The organism is Pseudomonas phoenicis (genome assembly GCF_047302395.1).
Lineage (GTDB): Bacteria > Pseudomonadota > Gammaproteobacteria > Pseudomonadales > Pseudomonadaceae > Aquipseudomonas.
Map to the genome: position 1 here is coordinate 2,875,990 of NZ_CP154852.1, position 15,752 is coordinate 2,891,741.

The 15,752-nt window shown below is 65.6% G+C and carries 12 protein-coding genes; 7 read left to right on the forward strand and 5 right to left on the reverse strand.

Features of this window, described 5'->3' with window-relative positions:
• The first annotated feature begins 136 nt into the window (after positions 1 to 136).
• The 7 genes from AA0Z93_RS12930 (at position 137) to pcaC (ending at position 7,204) form a co-directional block, all read left to right on the forward strand.
• Positions 137 to 997: a CoA transferase subunit A gene (locus AA0Z93_RS12930; protein WP_413048576.1), complete on the forward strand. Its 861-nt coding sequence runs from the start codon at positions 137 to 139 to the stop codon at positions 995 to 997.
• On the forward strand, positions 994 to 1,773 hold the full coding sequence (locus AA0Z93_RS12935) for a CoA-transferase subunit beta (RefSeq protein ID WP_413048575.1): 780 nt from the start codon (positions 994 to 996) through the stop codon (positions 1,771 to 1,773). Before AA0Z93_RS12930 ends, AA0Z93_RS12935 begins: the two co-directional genes overlap by 4 nt.
• A complete protein-coding gene (gene pcaF / locus AA0Z93_RS12940; protein ID WP_413049013.1) occupies positions 1,770 to 2,978 on the forward strand; it encodes a 3-oxoadipyl-CoA thiolase in 1,209 nt (402 codons plus the stop codon). The genes AA0Z93_RS12935 and pcaF overlap by 4 nt, the downstream gene beginning before the upstream one ends.
• Before the next feature lie 369 nt (positions 2,979 to 3,347).
• A complete protein-coding gene (locus AA0Z93_RS12945; RefSeq protein ID WP_413048574.1) occupies positions 3,348 to 4,637 on the forward strand; it encodes an MFS family transporter in 1,290 nt (429 codons plus the stop codon).
• A gap of 9 nt (positions 4,638 to 4,646) precedes the next feature.
• Entirely contained in the window at positions 4,647 to 6,011 is a 1,365-nt protein-coding gene (locus AA0Z93_RS12950; RefSeq protein ID WP_413048573.1) for a 3-carboxy-cis,cis-muconate cycloisomerase, read from the forward strand.
• A gap of 11 nt (positions 6,012 to 6,022) precedes the next feature.
• Entirely contained in the window at positions 6,023 to 6,814 is a 792-nt protein-coding gene (gene pcaD / locus AA0Z93_RS12955) for a 3-oxoadipate enol-lactonase (protein WP_413048572.1), read from the forward strand.
• A 9-nt stretch (positions 6,815 to 6,823) separates the two neighbouring features.
• Positions 6,824 to 7,204, forward strand: coding sequence for a 4-carboxymuconolactone decarboxylase (pcaC, locus tag AA0Z93_RS12960; RefSeq protein WP_313738665.1), 381 nt, complete (start codon positions 6,824 to 6,826; stop codon positions 7,202 to 7,204).
• 235 nt (positions 7,205 to 7,439) lie between these two features.
• Here pcaC and AA0Z93_RS12965 read toward each other — a convergent pair whose 3' ends face one another.
• From AA0Z93_RS12965 to AA0Z93_RS12985, 5 genes are all read right to left on the reverse strand, one after another.
• A complete protein-coding gene (locus tag AA0Z93_RS12965) occupies positions 7,440 to 7,940 on the reverse strand; it encodes a DUF962 domain-containing protein (protein WP_413048571.1) in 501 nt (166 codons plus the stop codon).
• Between the two features lie 274 nt (positions 7,941 to 8,214).
• On the reverse strand, positions 8,215 to 9,468 hold the full coding sequence (locus AA0Z93_RS12970; protein ID WP_413048570.1) for an OprD family porin: 1,254 nt from the start codon (positions 9,466 to 9,468) through the stop codon (positions 8,215 to 8,217).
• Between the two features lie 329 nt (positions 9,469 to 9,797).
• Complete coding sequence (locus AA0Z93_RS12975) at positions 9,798 to 11,237, reverse strand: AdeC/AdeK/OprM family multidrug efflux complex outer membrane factor (protein ID WP_413048569.1); 1,440 nt, start codon at positions 11,235 to 11,237, stop codon at positions 9,798 to 9,800.
• The gene (gene ttgB, locus AA0Z93_RS12980; protein ID WP_413048568.1) at positions 11,234 to 14,395 is read right to left on the reverse strand and encodes a multidrug efflux RND transporter permease subunit TtgB; all 3,162 of its coding nucleotides are present in this window, start codon (positions 14,393 to 14,395) and stop codon (positions 11,234 to 11,236) included. Before ttgB ends, AA0Z93_RS12975 begins: the two co-directional genes overlap by 4 nt.
• A 3-nt stretch (positions 14,396 to 14,398) precedes the next feature.
• Positions 14,399 to 15,553 carry an efflux RND transporter periplasmic adaptor subunit gene (locus AA0Z93_RS12985; RefSeq protein WP_413048567.1) on the reverse strand — a complete coding sequence of 385 codons (1,155 nt, stop codon included), beginning with the start codon at positions 15,551 to 15,553 and terminating at the stop codon, positions 14,399 to 14,401.
• Between the last annotated feature and the right edge of the window lie 199 nt (positions 15,554 to 15,752).

A 15,752-nucleotide genomic window follows, 5' to 3' on the forward strand; every position in this document is an offset into this window, starting at 1 on the left:
CATACCGTTCGATAATCGCCCATATAGACGATTATCGGATTGTAAAGGCCTGGCCCGGCTCCTTACTCTGAGCCCATCGCAGTGCCGCTCGCGCGCACTGCCCACCGCATCGACGCTTCCTGACCAGGAGTCTCCAATGGCAGCAATCCTTTCGCTTCACGAGGCCGTGAAGCAGTTCGTCCACGACGGCGACACCGTCGCGCTGGAAGGCTTCACCCACCTGATTCCGACCGCCGCCGGCCACGAGCTCATCCGCCAGCGCAAGCGCGACCTGACTCTGGTGCGCATGACCCCCGACCTGATCTACGACCAGCTGATCGGCGCCGGCTGCGCCAAGCGGTTGATCTTCTCCTGGGGCGGCAACCCCGGCGTAGGCTCGCTGCACCGGCTGCGCGACGCCGTGGAAAAGCAATGGCCGCATGCCTTGGAGATCGAAGAGCACAGCCACGCCGACCTGGCCAACGCCTACGTCGCCGGCGCCTCGGGCCTGCCGTTCGCGGTACTGCGCGCCTATGCCGGCTCCGACCTGCCCAAGGTCAACCCGCTGATCAAGAGCGTCACCTGCCCGTTCACCGGTGAGGTGCTGGCCGCCGTGCCCTCGGTGCGTCCCGACGTCACGGTGATCCACGCGCAGAAGGCCGACCGCAAGGGCAACGTGCTGCTGTGGGGCATTCTCGGCGTGCAGAAGGAAGCGGCGCTGGCGGCCAAGCGCTGCATCGTCACCGTCGAAGAAATCGTCGACGATCTGCAAGCACCGATGAACGCCTGCGTGCTGCCCACCTGGGCACTGAGCGCGGTATGCCTGGTGCCGGGCGGCGCGCACCCGTCCTACGCCCATGGCTACTACGAGCGCGACAACCGCTTCTACCAAGCCTGGGACCCGATCGCCCGCAGCCGCGAAGCCTTCAGCGCCTGGATCGACACGCACATCCACGGCACCGCCGATTTCAACGAATTCAAGGCCCGCCTGGCCAGCACCTCGGAGGCCGCGCAATGAACTACTCAACGTCCGAAATGATGACCGTCGCCGCTGCCCGGCGCCTGCGCAACGGCGCGGTGTGCTTCGTCGGCATCGGCTTGCCGTCCAAGGCCGCCAACCTGGCGCGCCTGACCTCCTCGCCCGATGTGGTGCTGATCTACGAATCCGGCCCGATCGGGGCCAAGCCCCGCGTGCTGCCACTGTCGATCGGCGACGGCGAACTGGCCGAAACCGCCGACACCGTGGTGCCGACCGGCGAGATCTTCCGCTACTGGCTGCAAGGCGGGCGCATCGATGTGGGCTTCCTCGGCGCTGCCCAGGTCGACCGCTTCGGCAACATCAACACCACCGTGGTCGGCGACTACCATGCGCCGCGCACGCGCTTGCCGGGGGCAGGGGGCGCGCCGGAGATCGCCGGTTCCGCCAAGCAGGTGCTGATCATCCTCAAGCAGTCGCCGCGGGCGTTCGTCGAGAAACTCGACTTCATCACTTCGGTCGGCCACGGCGAGGGCGGCGACTCGCGCCAGCGTCTCGGCCTGCCCGGCGAAGGGCCGGTGGGCATCATCACCGACCTGTGCATCCTGCAGCCCGAAGCCGGCAGCCATGAGTTCGTGGTGACCTCCATCCACCCCGGCGTGACCCGCGAACAGATCGTCGCCGCCACCGGCTGGGCGATTCGTTTCGCCGACGATGTGCAGACCACCGAAGCGCCCAGCGCCACCGAGCTGGACGCCCTGCGCGATCTCGAAGCGCGCACCGCCAGCGCCCACGGCCAAACGCCAGGAGAAGCCTGATGCGTGACGTATTCATCTGCGATGCCATCCGCACCCCCATCGGCCGCTTCGGCGGCGCCCTGGCCAGCGTGCGCGCCGACGATCTGGCGGCGGTGCCGCTCAAGGCGCTGATCGAACGCAACCCCAGCGTGCAATGGGCGCAGCTCGACGAGGTGTTCTTCGGCTGCGCCAACCAGGCCGGCGAAGACAATCGCAACGTGGCGCGCATGGCGCTGCTGCTGGCAGGCCTGCCGCCGAGCGTTCCGGGCGTGACCCTCAACCGTCTGTGCGCTTCGGGCATGGACGCCATCGGCACGGCCTTCCGCGCCATCGCCAGCGGCGAAATGGAGCTGGCCATCGCCGGGGGCGTGGAGTCGATGTCGCGCGCGCCCTTCGTCATGGGCAAGGCCGAAAGCGGTTATTCGCGCAGCATGAAGCTGGAGGACACCACCATCGGCTGGCGCTTCGTCAACCCGTCGATGCAGCAGCAGTACGGCGTCGACTCGATGCCCGAAACGGCCGACAACGTGGCCGACGAGCATCAGGTGTCGCGCGCCGATCAGGACGCCTTCGCCCTGCGCAGCCAGCAGAAGGCCGCGGCGGCACAGGCGGCCGGGTTCTTCGCCGAAGAGATCGTGCCGGTGCGCATCGCGCATAGGAAGGGCGAGACGGTGGTCACCGAGGACGAACACCTGCGCCCGGACACCACCCTCGAAGCGCTGGGCCGGCTCAAGCCGGTCAATGGCGCGGACAAGACGGTCACCGCCGGCAACGCTTCGGGCGTCAACGATGGCGCTGCCGCGCTGATCCTGGCGTCGGCCGAAGCGGTCGAGCGTCACGGCCTGACGCCGCGCGCACGGGTCCTGGGCATGGCCAGCGCCGGCGTGGCGCCGCGGGTGATGGGCATCGGCCCGGTGCCGGCAGTGCGCAAGTTGACCGAGCGCCTGGGCCTGGCGGTGGCCGACTTCGACGTCATCGAGCTCAACGAAGCCTTCGCCAGCCAAGGATTGGCGGTATTGCGCGAGTTGGGCGTGGCTGACGATGCGCCGCAGGTCAATCCCAACGGCGGCGCGATCGCCCTGGGCCACCCGCTGGGCATGAGCGGTGCGCGGTTGGTATTGACGGCCCTGCATCAGTTGGAGAAAAGCGACGGCCGTAAAGGGTTGGCGACCATGTGCGTGGGTGTCGGCCAAGGTTTGGCCCTGGCCATCGAGCGCGTGTCGTAGGCGCCGACCGTCTCTCACCAGGTGCCGCGTTGATCTTAGGTGATCGAGGTCGAGGCCATTGGGGCGGCGTTGCCGCCCATCGCGGCTGATCGGAGCGCCGAACCGGCCGCTCCTACAAGGTGGCAGAGTTTCGACTGCCTCCACAGTGTAGGAGCGGTTTCGAATGTTTCCACAGTGTAGGAGCGGCTTCAGCCGCGATGGGCGGCAAAGCCGCCCCAGGCCAGGCATCGCACAACTTCAGGCTTCCTGCGGTGGCGGTTAGGCGGGGATCGAAGACAAGCCCGCACCCCAGGCCAACCGCCACTGTTGAACAAGCATGTAACTGGGTATGTCTAGACTTACCTGTGACCTTCCAGGAGCAACCTGCCCATGACTACCCTCCACTACACCGGTGAAGAGCGCAAAAAACGCATCTTCGCCATCGTCGGCGCCTCATCGGGAAACCTGGTGGAGTGGTTCGACTTCTACGTCTACGCCTTCTGCGCCATCTATTTCGCGCCAGCGTTCTTCCCTTCCGACGACCCCACCGTGCAGTTGCTCAACACTGCCGGCGTGTTCGCGGCCGGCTTTCTGATGCGGCCAATCGGCGGCTGGATCTTCGGCCGTTTGGCCGACCGTCACGGGCGCAAGAACTCGCTGATGATCTCGGTGCTGATGATGTGCGCCGGCTCGCTGATGATCGCCTGCCTGCCCACCTACGCCAGCATCGGCACCTGGGCGCCGGCGTTGCTGTTGCTGGCGCGCCTGATCCAGGGCCTGTCGGTCGGCGGCGAATACGGCACCACCGCCACTTACATGAGCGAAGTGGCGCTGCGCGGCCAGCGCGGCTTCTTCGCCTCGTTCCAATACGTGACCCTGATCGGCGGCCAGTTGCTCGCGGTGCTGGTGGTGGTGATCCTGCAACAGCTGCTCACCGAACAGGAACTGAGCGCCTGGGGCTGGCGCATTCCGTTCGTGGTCGGCGCGGTGGCGGCGGTGATTTCGCTGATGCTGCGCCGCTCGCTGGAAGAGACCAGCAGCGCCGAAACCCGTCAGGACAAGGACGCCGGCTCCATCGGCGGGTTGTTCCGCAATCACGGCGCGGCGTTCGTCACCGTGCTCGGCTATACCGCCGGCGGCTCGCTGATCTTCTACACCTTCACCACCTACATGCAGAAGTTTCTGGTCAACACCGCCGGCATGCCGAAAAAGGACGCCAGCTATGTGATGACCGGCGCGCTGTTCCTGTTCATGCTCATGCAGCCGTTGTTCGGCATGCTCTCGGACCGTATCGGCCGGCGTAATTCGATGCTGCTGTTCGGTGCGTTGGGCACGCTGTTCACCGTGCCCCTGCTGTTGGCGCTGAAGACCGTCACCAGTCCATGGCTGGCCTTCGCCCTGGTGACGGTGGCGATGTGCATCGTCAGCCTCTACACCTCGATCAGCGGCCTGGTCAAAGCCGAGATGTTCCCGCCGCAGGTGCGCGCCCTGGGCGTGGGCCTGGCCTACGCGGTGGCCAACGCGGTGTTCGGCGGCTCGGCCGAGTACGTGGCGCTGAACCTCAAATCGATGGGCATCGAAAACACCTTCTATTGGTACGTCACCGCCATGATGGCCGTGGCCTTCCTGTTCAGCCTGCGCCTGCCCAAGCGGGCCGCGTACCTGCACGACGATCACTAAGGAGCGACCATGACCTCGCCTGCGGACAACCGCCTGCTCGACGCCTACTTCACCGCAGCGCCCATGCGCGAGGTATTTTCCGATCAGGGCCGCCTGCAAGGCATGCTCGATTTCGAGGCAGCGCTGGCCCGTGCCCAGGCGTCGGTAGGGCTGGTGCCGGCCAGTGCGGTGCCGGCCATCGAGGCCGCGTGCAAGGCCGAGCGGTATGACGTGGGCGCGTTGGCCGAGGCGGTGTGCAGCGCGGGCAACTCGGCCATTCCCTTGGTCAAGGCGCTGGGCAAGGTGGTGGCCAGCGGAGTGGCCGAGGCCGAGCGCTACGTGCACCTAGGCGCTACCAGCCAGGATGCGATGGACACCGGTCTGGTGCTGCAACTACGTGCGGCCCTGGATCTGATCGAAAAGGACCTGGCCCAGCTGGCCGAGACCCTCGCCGGACGAGCCTTGCAGCATGCCGACACGGTCATGGTCGGGCGTACCTGGCTGCAGCACGCCACCCCGGTGACCCTGGGCATGAAGCTCGCCGGCGTGCTGGGCGCGCTGACCCGCCATCGCGAGCGTTTGCGCGAACTGCGCCCGCGCCTGCTGGTGCTGCAGTTCGGCGGTGCTTCGGGCAGCCTCGCCGCCCTGGGCAGCAAGGCTTTGCCGGTGGCCGAAGCCCTGGCTGGGCAATTACGTCTGGGCCTGCCTGAGCAACCTTGGCACACCCAACGCGACCGCCTGGTGGAATTCGCTGCGGTGCTCGGCCTGGTCGCCGGTAGCCTGGGCAAGTTCGGCCGCGATGTGAGCCTGTTGATGCAGACCGAAGCGGGCGAGCTGTTCGAGCCTTCGGCACCGGGCAAGGGCGGCTCGTCGACCATGCCGCACAAGCGCAATCCGGTGGGTGCGGCGGCGCTGATCGGCGCCGCCACGCGCGTGCCGGGGCTGGTCTCGACCCTGCTCGCCGCCATGCCTCAGGAGCACGAACGCAGCCTTGGCCTGTGGCACGCCGAGTGGGAAACCCTGCCGGAGATCTGCTGCCTGGTGTCCGGTGCTCTGCGCCATGCCCAGGCCATCGCCGAGGGCCTGGAGGTGGATGCCGAGCGCATGCGCCGCAACCTCGACCTGACTCAGGGCCTGGTGCTGGCCGAAGCCGTCAGCATCGTCCTCGCTCAACGCTTGGGCCGCGACCGCGCCCATCACCTGCTGGAGCGATGCTGCCAGCGGGCGGTCGCCGAACGGCGGCATCTGCGCGCGGTGCTGGGCGAGGAGCCGCAGGTGGCCGAGCAGTTGTCGGGCGACGAGCTGGACTCTTTGCTCGACCCCGCCCATTACCTTGGCCAGGCCCGCGTCTGGGTGGCGCGCGCCGTGGCCGAACATCAACGTTCCATTGCCTGAAGGAGATCGCTGTGGCGCATGTGCAATTGGCCGATGGCGTACTGAACTATCGATTGGAAGGCCCTGAAGGGGCGCCTGTATTGGTGTTGTCCAACTCCCTGGGCACGGACCTGGGCATGTGGGACGCCCAGGTGGCGGTCTGGCGCGAGCACTTTCGGGTACTGCGCTACGACACCCGCGGGCATGGCGCTTCGCTGGTCACGGCGGGTCCCTACAACATTCCCCAATTGGGCGCCGATGTGCTGGCGCTACTGGACGCGCTGGACATCGCCAAGGCGCATTTCGTCGGCCTGTCGATGGGCGGTCTGATCGGCCAATGGCTGGGCATCGACGCCGGCGAGCGCTTGCTCAGCCTGACGCTGTGCAACACCGCCGCGCAGATCGGCACGGCCGAGGTGTGGAACACGCGCATCGACACGGTGCGCGAAGGTGGCGAGCAGGCGATGCGCGACCTGGGCGAGGCGTCGTTGGCACGCTGGTTCACGCCAGCCTTCGTGCAGACGCAGCCGGCGCAGGCTCAGCGCATCACCCGGATGCTCGCCGATACTTCGCCCGAAGGCTACGCCGCCAACTGCGCTGCGGTACGCGATGCCGACTACCGCGAGCAGGTGGGGCGGATCAGCGTGCCGACGCTGATCGTAGCCGGTAGCGACGACGCGGTGACCACGCCGGCGCACGGGCGCTTTCTGCACACGCAGATCGCCGGGGCGCAGTTCGTCGAGTTTGCGGCGGCGCACCTGTCCAACGTCGAGGTGGGCGCGCCGTTCACCCAGCGTGTGCTGACCTTCCTGCAAGCCTGCTGAGGATTTCCCATGGACGAGCAACAACGTTACGAAGCCGGCATGCAAGTACGCCGTGCGGTGTTGGGCGATGCCCATGTGGACCGCAGCCTGGACAAGCTGAACGACTTCAACGGCGAGTTCCAGAACATGATCACCCGACATGCCTGGGGCGACATCTGGACCCGCCCCGGCTTGCCACGCCATACCCGCAGCCTGATCACCATCGCCATGCTGATCGGCATGAACCGCAACGACGAGCTCAAGCTGCACCTGCGCGCCGCCGCCAACAACGGCGTGACCCGCGAAGAGATCAAGGAAGTGCTGATGCAGAGCGCGATCTATTGCGGCATTCCTGCGGCCAATGCCACGTTCCACCTCGCCGAGTCGGTGTGGGACGAGGTCGACGGCTGACAGCAGCGCCGAACCGGCCGCTCTAACAGGCCCCTGTAGGAGCCGCCTCTGTAGGAGCGGCTTTAGCCGCGATGGCCGGCAACGCCGGCCCAATGCCCTATACCCAAATCACCCAGGCGGGTGTGGCACCTGGACTAGGGCCGCGTTGCGGCCCATCGCGGCTGATCGGAGCGCCGAACCGGCCGCTCCTACAGGCCCTGCGGACTTCCATAGGCTCGCACAGGCTTTCACAGCCTCACGCAACCGGGCCTGCCACTGCCTCCACAGCGTGCTGCACCTCGCGGCGCCAGCCCAGCATGAATGCTACTTCTGCCACCACGAACAGCGGCCCGATGATCAGGCCGCTGAGGTCGTCGACGAAGGCCGGCTTGCGCCCCTCGAAGTAATGCCCGACGAACTGGATCGCCCAGCCCAGTACGAACAAGCCGATACCGCTGCCCAGCCACAGGCCGGTGCGCTGCCGCGCCAGCGCCTGCCCGGCCCATAGGCACAGACCCAGCAGCACGCCCATGGCCAGACCGAAACGGCGGTCCAGGCGCAGGTAGAACAGCGCTGCCGCCAGCGCCGCCAGCAGAGCGGGCGAGAGCCACAGTCCAGCCACCGCCACACCGGGCCGCGACAGCAGGGCGGTCACGGCCAGGACGATCAACGGAATGCCGAGCAAATGACTGAGCAGGTTGCGCCGGTCGCGGTGGTAACCGGCGTACTGGCTGAGGTGGTCGACCAAGGTTTTCATGCACGCCTCGAGAGGTTGTCCAGACAGCGCTGAGCATAGCGGGTCGCAGGTCGCCTGCACGTTGGCAGGTTGCAAACGCCGCGCCGGCTGCGGCGGTATCGAAGCTTTTGAAATGCTGTCCGCAGCGCATCGAACATGAGGATTTGCCGTGCGGCTGCGCCTGTGTAAACGCTGCGCCGGCTGCGACGGTACCGAGGCTTGCGAAACGTCGTCCGCAGCGCAACGATCATGCCGGGTCGCCGTGCGCCTGCGCGATGCACAGGCGTCGCAGCGGTTACAGCACGCTCAGTGGGTAGCTGACGATCAGGCGGTTCTCGTCGAAGGCATTGGTGTTGTAGTCACGGCGCATGGTGGAGTTGCGCCACTTCAGCGCCAGGTTCTTGAGCGCGCCGGACTGCACCACATAGGCCAGCTCGCTTTCCCGCGCCCATTCCTTGCCGTCGTCGACCGTCGCCGTCTGCACGTGGTCGCCTTTGATGTAGCGGTTCATCAGGGTCAGGCCGGGTAGGCCGACGCTGGCGAAGTTGAAGTCGTGGCGCACCTGCCAGGAGCGCTCCTTGGCGTTGTCGAAGCTGGAGTTGTAGCTGTCGTTGGCCAAGGTGCCGCCGCTGGTACCGTTGACCCGCAGCCAGGCGTCGTCGCCGCTGACTTTTTGCAAGCCGACATAGAAGGTGTGGCCCTGGTAGCGCGCCGAGAACAGACCGGAAGCGGTGCGGTTGTCCAGGTCGCCCGCGCGGGCGCTGCCGTCTTCCTGGCCGATGAAGTAGCCGAGGTTGGCCGTCAGCGTCCAGTCGCCGACGGGCTGGCTGTGCTGCAGGTTCAGGTACTGCTGCTGGTAGATGTCTTTGAGCTGGGCATGCCACAAGCCGAGCAAGGTGCGCTTGTCGTTGAAGGCATATTCGCCGGCGGCGAAGTTGAAGCGGTCGGAGGTCGCGGCGGGGCGGCCGTTGAGGAACATGTCCTCCATGCTGGCATCGTTGCGCGGGCTGTTGCCGCGGAACTGGCCGCCATACAGGCTTAAGCCCTCGATCTCCCGCGAGGCGATCTGCGCGCCCCTGAAGGTCTGCGGCAGCGAGCGGCCGTCGTCGGCGCGCAGGATCGGCAGCACCGGCATCCATTCGCCTACCTTGAACTCGGTTTCCGACACCTTGGCCTTGAACGCCACACCCAGGCGACCGAAGTCATCCGCCGGGCGGCCGTCGTCGTGCACCGGCAACAGGTGGGTGCCCGCCGTGCCGCGACCCCCATCGAGCTTGACCGAATACAGGCCCAGCACGTCCACGCCGAAACCGACGGTGCCCTGGGTGAAGCCGGAGCGGGCATCGAGGATGAAGCTTTGCGTCCACTCCTCGGCCTTGCTCTGGGCATTGTTGGGGTCGACGAAATTACGGTTGATGTAGAAATTGCGCAGGTTCAGCGTGGCTTTGGCGTCTTCCAGGAAGCCGCTCTCGGCGGCCAGGGCCGGCAGGCTGTAGGAAACGGCCAGCAGGCCAGGCAGCAGGTGGCGTGCGGGATGCGAAGTGTTCATCTGTCGAAGATCTCTTGTTGTTATCGGTGTGGCGCTACGTCGCGTTTCGACCCTGGGCTGAGCAGCTTGTGGGGAAGAAGCCAGATATGCGCCCACGCCGATGGTGCTGCGCAGAAGCAAGGCAGGACAATTGCGGACGAACGGAACCGGGCGATTACCGCACGGAATGTTCCAGTTGGTTCATTTTGCCTGGATGTGTGAGCGAGTGCACGAATCGGAGGGGGGAGAGGTGTTACACGAGGGGCAGACAGGAAGCCATGTGCAGGCATCATGGAGAGAGGTGACCCTGAACGAATGGGCCCGTCACAGTGGACGGGCCCATACGCGGATCAGCGAGCGGCTTGCCGATTGGCCTCGCCGGTACGCTCATACCAACCGCCGCCGAGCGCCTTGTACAGGTTGACCTCGCTGGTCAGCTGCGACAGCCGGTCGGTGATCAGCGCCTGTTGCACGCTGAACAGCGAGCGCTGGGCGTCGAGGAAGGTCAGGTTGCTGTCGATGCCGATGCGGTAGCGGCGCTCGGCCAGGCGGTAGTAGTCCTGGTTGGCGGCCACCAGATCGCGCTGGGCCTGCAACTGTTCCTTGTAGGTCTTGCGCGCGGTCAGGCCATCGGCGACTTCCTGGAAGGCGGTCTGGATGGTCTTCTCGTAACGGGCGACGTTGATGTCCTTCTGGATCTTCGCGTAGTCCAGGCTGGCGCGCAGCGCACCACCGTTGAAGATCGGCAGGCTGATCTGCGGTTGGAACAGCCAGGTGCCGGAACCGCCGCTGAACAGCCCGCCCATGTCCGGGCTCAGGGTGCCGGCGTTGGCGGTCAGGCTGATGCGCGGGAAGAACGCGGCACGCGCCGCTCCGATGTTGGCGTTGGCAGCCTTGAGCAGATGCTCGGCTTCCTGGATGTCCGGGCGACGCTGCAGCAGGTCCGAAGGCAAACCGGCAGGCACTTCGGACAACTGGTCGGCGTCGAGCTTGAGCGGCTCGGGCAGGTTGTTCGGGATGCCGGTGCCGATCAGCACGGCCAGGCTGTTGACATCCTGCGCGACCAGGCGCTGGTACTGCGCCAGCTTGACCCGCGCGCCTTCCACGGCGGTACGCGCCTGGCTCAGGTCGAGCGCCGAGGACACACCCACGTCGCTGGCGCGCTGAGTCAGGCTCAAGCTCTGCTCGTACGCCTTGAGGGTGTCCTGGGTCAGCTTGAGCTGGGCCTGGTCGGCCTGCCAGGCGTAGTAAGCGTTGGCCACACTGGCCACCAGGGCGATCTGTGTGGAACGCCGTGCCTCTTCGCTGGACAGGTAGGTTTCCAGCGCCTGTTCGCTGAGGCTGCGTACCCGGCCGAACAGGTCGAGCTCATAGGCGCTCACGCCCAGGGTCGCCGAGTATTGGCTGGAGATGGTCGACTGGCCGGAAGGCGACAGGTCGTCCGGCAAGCGCTGGCGAGTACCGGCACCTTCAGCCGACACCGCTGGCAGCAGATCGGCGCGCTGGATGCGGTACTGCGCGCGGTAGGCGTCGATGTTCAACGCCGCGACACGCAGGTCGCGGTTGTTTTCCAGCGACGTCTGGATCAGCTGTTGCAGCGCAGGATCGGTGAAGAACTGACGCCAGCCTTGTTCGGCAGCGGCGACGTTGGCCGATTCGGCCGGCGAATACGCCGGCCCCTGCGGGAACTGCGCCGGCACCGGCGCTTCGGGGCGCTGGTAATCGGGGATCAGCGAGCAGCCGCCCAGGATGAAGGCGGTGACCGCCAGGGACAACAGCGACTTGGTCATTGCCCAGCCTCGTAACGTGGAGTTTCAGGATTGTCAGGGGTGTCGTCTTTTTTCGGTTCCTTGCTGCCGAACAGCGAAGAAACGGCGACGAAGAACAGCGGCACCCAGAAGATGGCCAACACGGTCGCACTGATCATGCCGCCGATCACACCGGTACCGATGGCATGCTGGCTGCCCGAGCCGGCGCCGCTGGCGATGGTCAACGGTACCACGCCGAGAATGAACGCCAGCGAGGTCATGATGATCGGGCGCAGACGCATGCGGCACGCCTCGATGGCGGCGTCGTACAGACTGCGGCCCTGTTCGTGCAGTTCCTTGGCGAACTCGACGATCAGAATCGCGTTCTTCGCGGCCAGGCCGATGGTGGTCAGCAGGCCGACCAGGAAGTACACGTCGTTGGACAGCCCGCGCAGACTGGTGGCGATCAGCGCACCGATGATACCGAGCGGCACCACCAGGACCACTGCGATCGGGATCGACCAGCTTTCATACAGCGCCGCCAGGCAGAGGAACACGAACAGGATCGAGAGGGCGAACAGCGCCGGCATCTGCGAGCCCGACAACTTCTCCTCGTACGACATGCCGGTCCACGCATAGCCGATGCCGTCCGGCAGCTCGCCGGCGATGCGCTCGACTTCGGCCATGGCTTCGCCGGTGCTGTAGCCAGGCGCCGGAGTGCCGAGCACTTCGACCGCTTCCACACCGTTGTAGCGCGACAGTTTCGGCGAACCGTAGGTCCACTCGCCGCTGGCGAAGGAGGAGAACGGCACCATCTCGCCCTGACCGTTGCGTACGTACCACTTCTGCAGGTCTTCAGGGCTCATCCGGGCGCTGGATTCGCCCTGGATGTACACCTTCTTGACCCGACCACGGTCGATGAAGTCGTTGACGTAGCTGCCGCCCAAGGCGATCGACAGGGTGTTGTTGATGTCGGAGATGGTCACGCCCAAGGCGCTGGCGCGCTCGTCGTCGACGATCAGCTGGTACTGCGGCTCGTCGTTCAGACCGTTGGGTCGTACGCCGGCGAGGATCTTGCTCTGCGCGGCCTTGGCCAGGAGCTGGTTGCGCGCCTCCATGAGTTTCTCGTGGCCCACGCCTGCGCGGTCTTGCAGGAACACGTCGAAGCCGCTGGCGTTACCCAGTTCCAGCACCGCCGGTGGGGCGAAGGCGAACACCATGGCGTCGCGGAAGCTGAAGAAATGCTGCTGCGCGCGCTGGGCCAGGCCGAACACGCTGTTCTCGGCGCTGCGCTCGCCCCACGGCTTGAGCATGATGAAGGCCATGCCCGAGCTCTGGCCGCGACCGGCGAAGTTGAAGCCGGTGACCGTGAACACCGACGACACGGTGTCGGCTTCGTCCTTGAGCAGGTAGGCGCGCATCTGGTCGACCACATCCTGGGTACGTTCGGCACTCGAACCGGCCGGGGTCTGCACCTGGGCGAACAGCACGCCCTGGTCTTCCTCGGGCAGGAACGCGGCCGGAATGCGGGTGAACAGCCAGATCATGCCGACCACGATCAGCGCATAGGCCAGCAGGAACGGGATCTTGCGGCGCAGGATGAAACCGACGCTGCGCTCGTAGCGCTGCACGCTGCGGTCGAAGGTGCGGTTGAACCAGCCGAAGAAGCCACCTTTGGCGACATGGTGCTCGCCTTTTTTCAACGGTGTGAGCAGGGTGGCGCACAGCGCCGGGGTGAACACCAGCGCGACCAGCACCGACAGGCCCATGGCCGAGACGATGGTGATCGAGAACTGCCGGTAGATCACGCCGGTGGAACCGCCGAAGAAGGCCATCGGCAGCAGTACCGCCGAGAGCACCAGGGCGATACCGACCAGGGCGCCCTGGATCTGCTCCATGGACTTCTTGGTCGCCTGTTTGGGCGGCAAGCCTTCTTCGGACATCACCCGCTCGACGTTTTCCACCACCACGATGGCGTCGTCCACCAGCAAGCCGATGGCCAGGACCATGGCGAACATGGTCAGGGTGTTGATACTGAAGCCGAAGGCGGCCAGGATGCCGAAGGTACCGAGCAACACCACCGGCACGGTCATGGTGGTGATGATGGTGGCGCGGAAGTTCTGCAGGAACAGGTACATCACCAGGAACACCAGCACCACGGCCTCGATCAGGGTGTGGATCACCCCGCTGATCGATTCGGTGACCACCGGGGTGGTGTCGTACGGGAACACCGCCTTCATCCCAGGCGGGAAGAAGGGCTCCAGGTCGCTGATGGTCTGGCGCAATGCCTTGGCGGTGTCCAGGGCGTTGGCGCCGGTCGCCAGCTTGACCGCCAGGCCCGAAGCCGGCTTGCCGTTGAACTGGGCGCTGACCGAATAGTTCTCGCCACCCAGGCCGACCTTGGCGACGTCACGCAGGCGCACCTGGGAGCCGTCGCTGTTGACCTTGAGCAGGATCTTCTCGAATTGCTCGGCGGTTTGCAGACGGGTCTTGCCGATGATGGTGGCGTTGAGCTGCGTGCCGGGTACTGCAGGCAAACCGCCGAGCTGGCCGGAAGACACCTGCACGTTCTGCGCGGTGACCGCCGTGCGCACGTCCACTGGGGTCAGCTGGAATTTGTTCAGCTTGGCCGGATCGAGCCAGATGCGCATGGCGTACTGGGCACCGAACACCTGGAAGTCGCCGACGCCTGCGGTACGCGAGATCGGGTCCTGCATGGTGGAGACGATGTAGTTGGCCAGGTCGTCCTTGGTCATGCTGCCGTCTTCGGACACCAGGCCGATGACCATGAGGAAGTTCTTCACCGCCTTGGTCACACGGATACCCTGCTGCTGCACTTCCTGCGGCAACAGTGGGGTGGCCAGGTTGAGCTTGTTCTGCACCTGGACCTGCGCGGTGTCGGGGTTGGTGCCCTGTTCGAAGGTCGCGGTGATGGTCATGCTGCCGTCGGAGTTACTTTCCGAAGACACATAACGCAGGTTGTCGATGCCGTTGAGCTGCTGCTCAATGACCTGCACCACGGTGTCCTGCACGGTTTGCGCAGAAGCGCCCGGGTAGGTCACGGCGATGGCGATGGCCGGCGGCGCGATGCTGGGGTACTGGTTGATCGGCAACTTGAAGATCGACAAGGCGCCGACCAGCATGATCACCAAGGCGATCACCCACGCGAAGATCGGGCGATCGATAAAGAACTTCGACATGGTTTACTCCGCTTTGGCGTCTGCGTCGCCGGCCTTGGCTTGATCGGGGTCGTTGGACTTCTTCAGGTTAGTGGCTTCGCTGACCTTCACCTCGACGCCGGGGCGTACGTATTGCAGGCCCTCGGTGATCAGGCGGTCGCCCGGGTTGAGGCCTTCCTCGATCAGCCAGTCGCTGCCCAGGGTACGGTTGGCCTTGAGCTCGCGCAGCTCGACCTTGTTGTCCTTGTTCACCACCAGTGCGGTCGGCGTGCCCTTGAGGTCACGGGTCACGCCTTGTTGCGGCGCCAGAATGGCGTTGGCGTTGACCCCGGCCTGCAGCCGCGCATGCACGAACATGCCGGGCAGCAAGGTGTGCTCGGGGTTGGGGAAGATCGCGCGCAGGGTTACGGAACCGGTGGTTTCGTCGACCGCCACTTCGGAGAACTCCAGGCGGCCCTTCTGCTGGAACAGGCTGCCGTCTTCGAGCACCAGTTGCACTTCGGCGGCGTTGTCGCCGGCCTTCTGCAACTGGCCGCTGGCCAGATCCCGGCGCAGCTTGAGCAGCTCGGCGGTGGACTGGGTGACGTCGACGTAGATCGGATCGAGCTGTTGGATGGTGGCCATGGCGTTGGTCTGGCCGTTGCTGACCAAGGCGCCCTCGGTATAGGCCGAGCGCCCGATGCGACCGCTGATCGGTGCCAGGACCTTGGTATAGCGCAGGTCGATCTGTGCGCTCTTCAAGGTGGCCTCGGCTTGCAGGCGCTTGGCGTTGGCGTCGTCGTATTCCTGACGGCTGACGGCCTGCTCGTCGATCAACTGCTTGTAGCGACCCGCCAGCGAACGCGTGGCCTGCAGGTTGGCCTGGGCCTGGGCGAGGGTGGTTTCGTACACCGCTGGATCGATCTGGTAGAGCTGCTGGCCCTGCTTGACGTCGCTGCCTTCCTTGAACAGGCGCTTGAGGATGATGCCGTTGACCTGCGGTCGTACTTCGGCCACACGGAAGGCGCTGGTACGGCCCGGCAGTTCTTGGGTCAGCGTGAACGGTTGGGGTTGCAAGGTGACGACGCCGACCTGAGGAGCCTGCGCAGCTGGCGGCGCCTCTTCTTTCTTACAGCCGCTGAGCAGTGTGGCCAGGGCGACGGCGGAAACCAGAGCGGTGACAGCTGGCTTGAAGTGCATGAGGATCCTCGGATCGCAAGAGCAGGGGAGCTCGAGGGTAATAGGTAAGGTTTTACGGAAAGGCTACCGGTTGGATAAATAGCTTGCTAAGGAATATACTTACGTTCATGGTTGTTTGTAAATACCGTGCGGCGGCAATCGATTACCCCCGCACGCCGAAGAATTCAGTTCCGGAAGGCGCACGTTAGAGGCGCCCCGG

What these genes read in the sequence shown, in the direction of transcription:
- AA0Z93_RS12930 (WP_413048576.1), top strand. Translation starts at nt 137, where the DNA reads ATGGCAGCAATCCTTTCGCTTCACGAGGCCGTGAAGCAGTTCGTCCAC.
- AA0Z93_RS12935 (WP_413048575.1), top strand. Translation starts at nt 994, where the DNA reads ATGAACTACTCAACGTCCGAAATGATGACCGTCGCCGCTGCCCGGCGC.
- AA0Z93_RS12945 (WP_413048574.1), top strand. Translation starts at nt 3,348, where the DNA reads ATGACTACCCTCCACTACACCGGTGAAGAGCGCAAAAAACGCATCTTC.
- AA0Z93_RS12950 (WP_413048573.1), top strand. Translation starts at nt 4,647, where the DNA reads ATGACCTCGCCTGCGGACAACCGCCTGCTCGACGCCTACTTCACCGCA.
- pcaC (WP_313738665.1), top strand. Translation starts at nt 6,824, where the DNA reads ATGGACGAGCAACAACGTTACGAAGCCGGCATGCAAGTACGCCGTGCG.
- AA0Z93_RS12965 (WP_413048571.1), bottom strand. Translation starts at nt 7,940, where the DNA reads ATGAAAACCTTGGTCGACCACCTCAGCCAGTACGCCGGTTACCACCGC.
- AA0Z93_RS12970 (WP_413048570.1), bottom strand. Translation starts at nt 9,468, where the DNA reads ATGAACACTTCGCATCCCGCACGCCACCTGCTGCCTGGCCTGCTGGCC.
- AA0Z93_RS12975 (WP_413048569.1), bottom strand. Translation starts at nt 11,237, where the DNA reads ATGACCAAGTCGCTGTTGTCCCTGGCGGTCACCGCCTTCATCCTGGGC.
- ttgB (WP_413048568.1), bottom strand. Translation starts at nt 14,395, where the DNA reads ATGTCGAAGTTCTTTATCGATCGCCCGATCTTCGCGTGGGTGATCGCC.
- AA0Z93_RS12985 (WP_413048567.1), bottom strand. Translation starts at nt 15,553, where the DNA reads ATGCACTTCAAGCCAGCTGTCACCGCTCTGGTTTCCGCCGTCGCCCTG.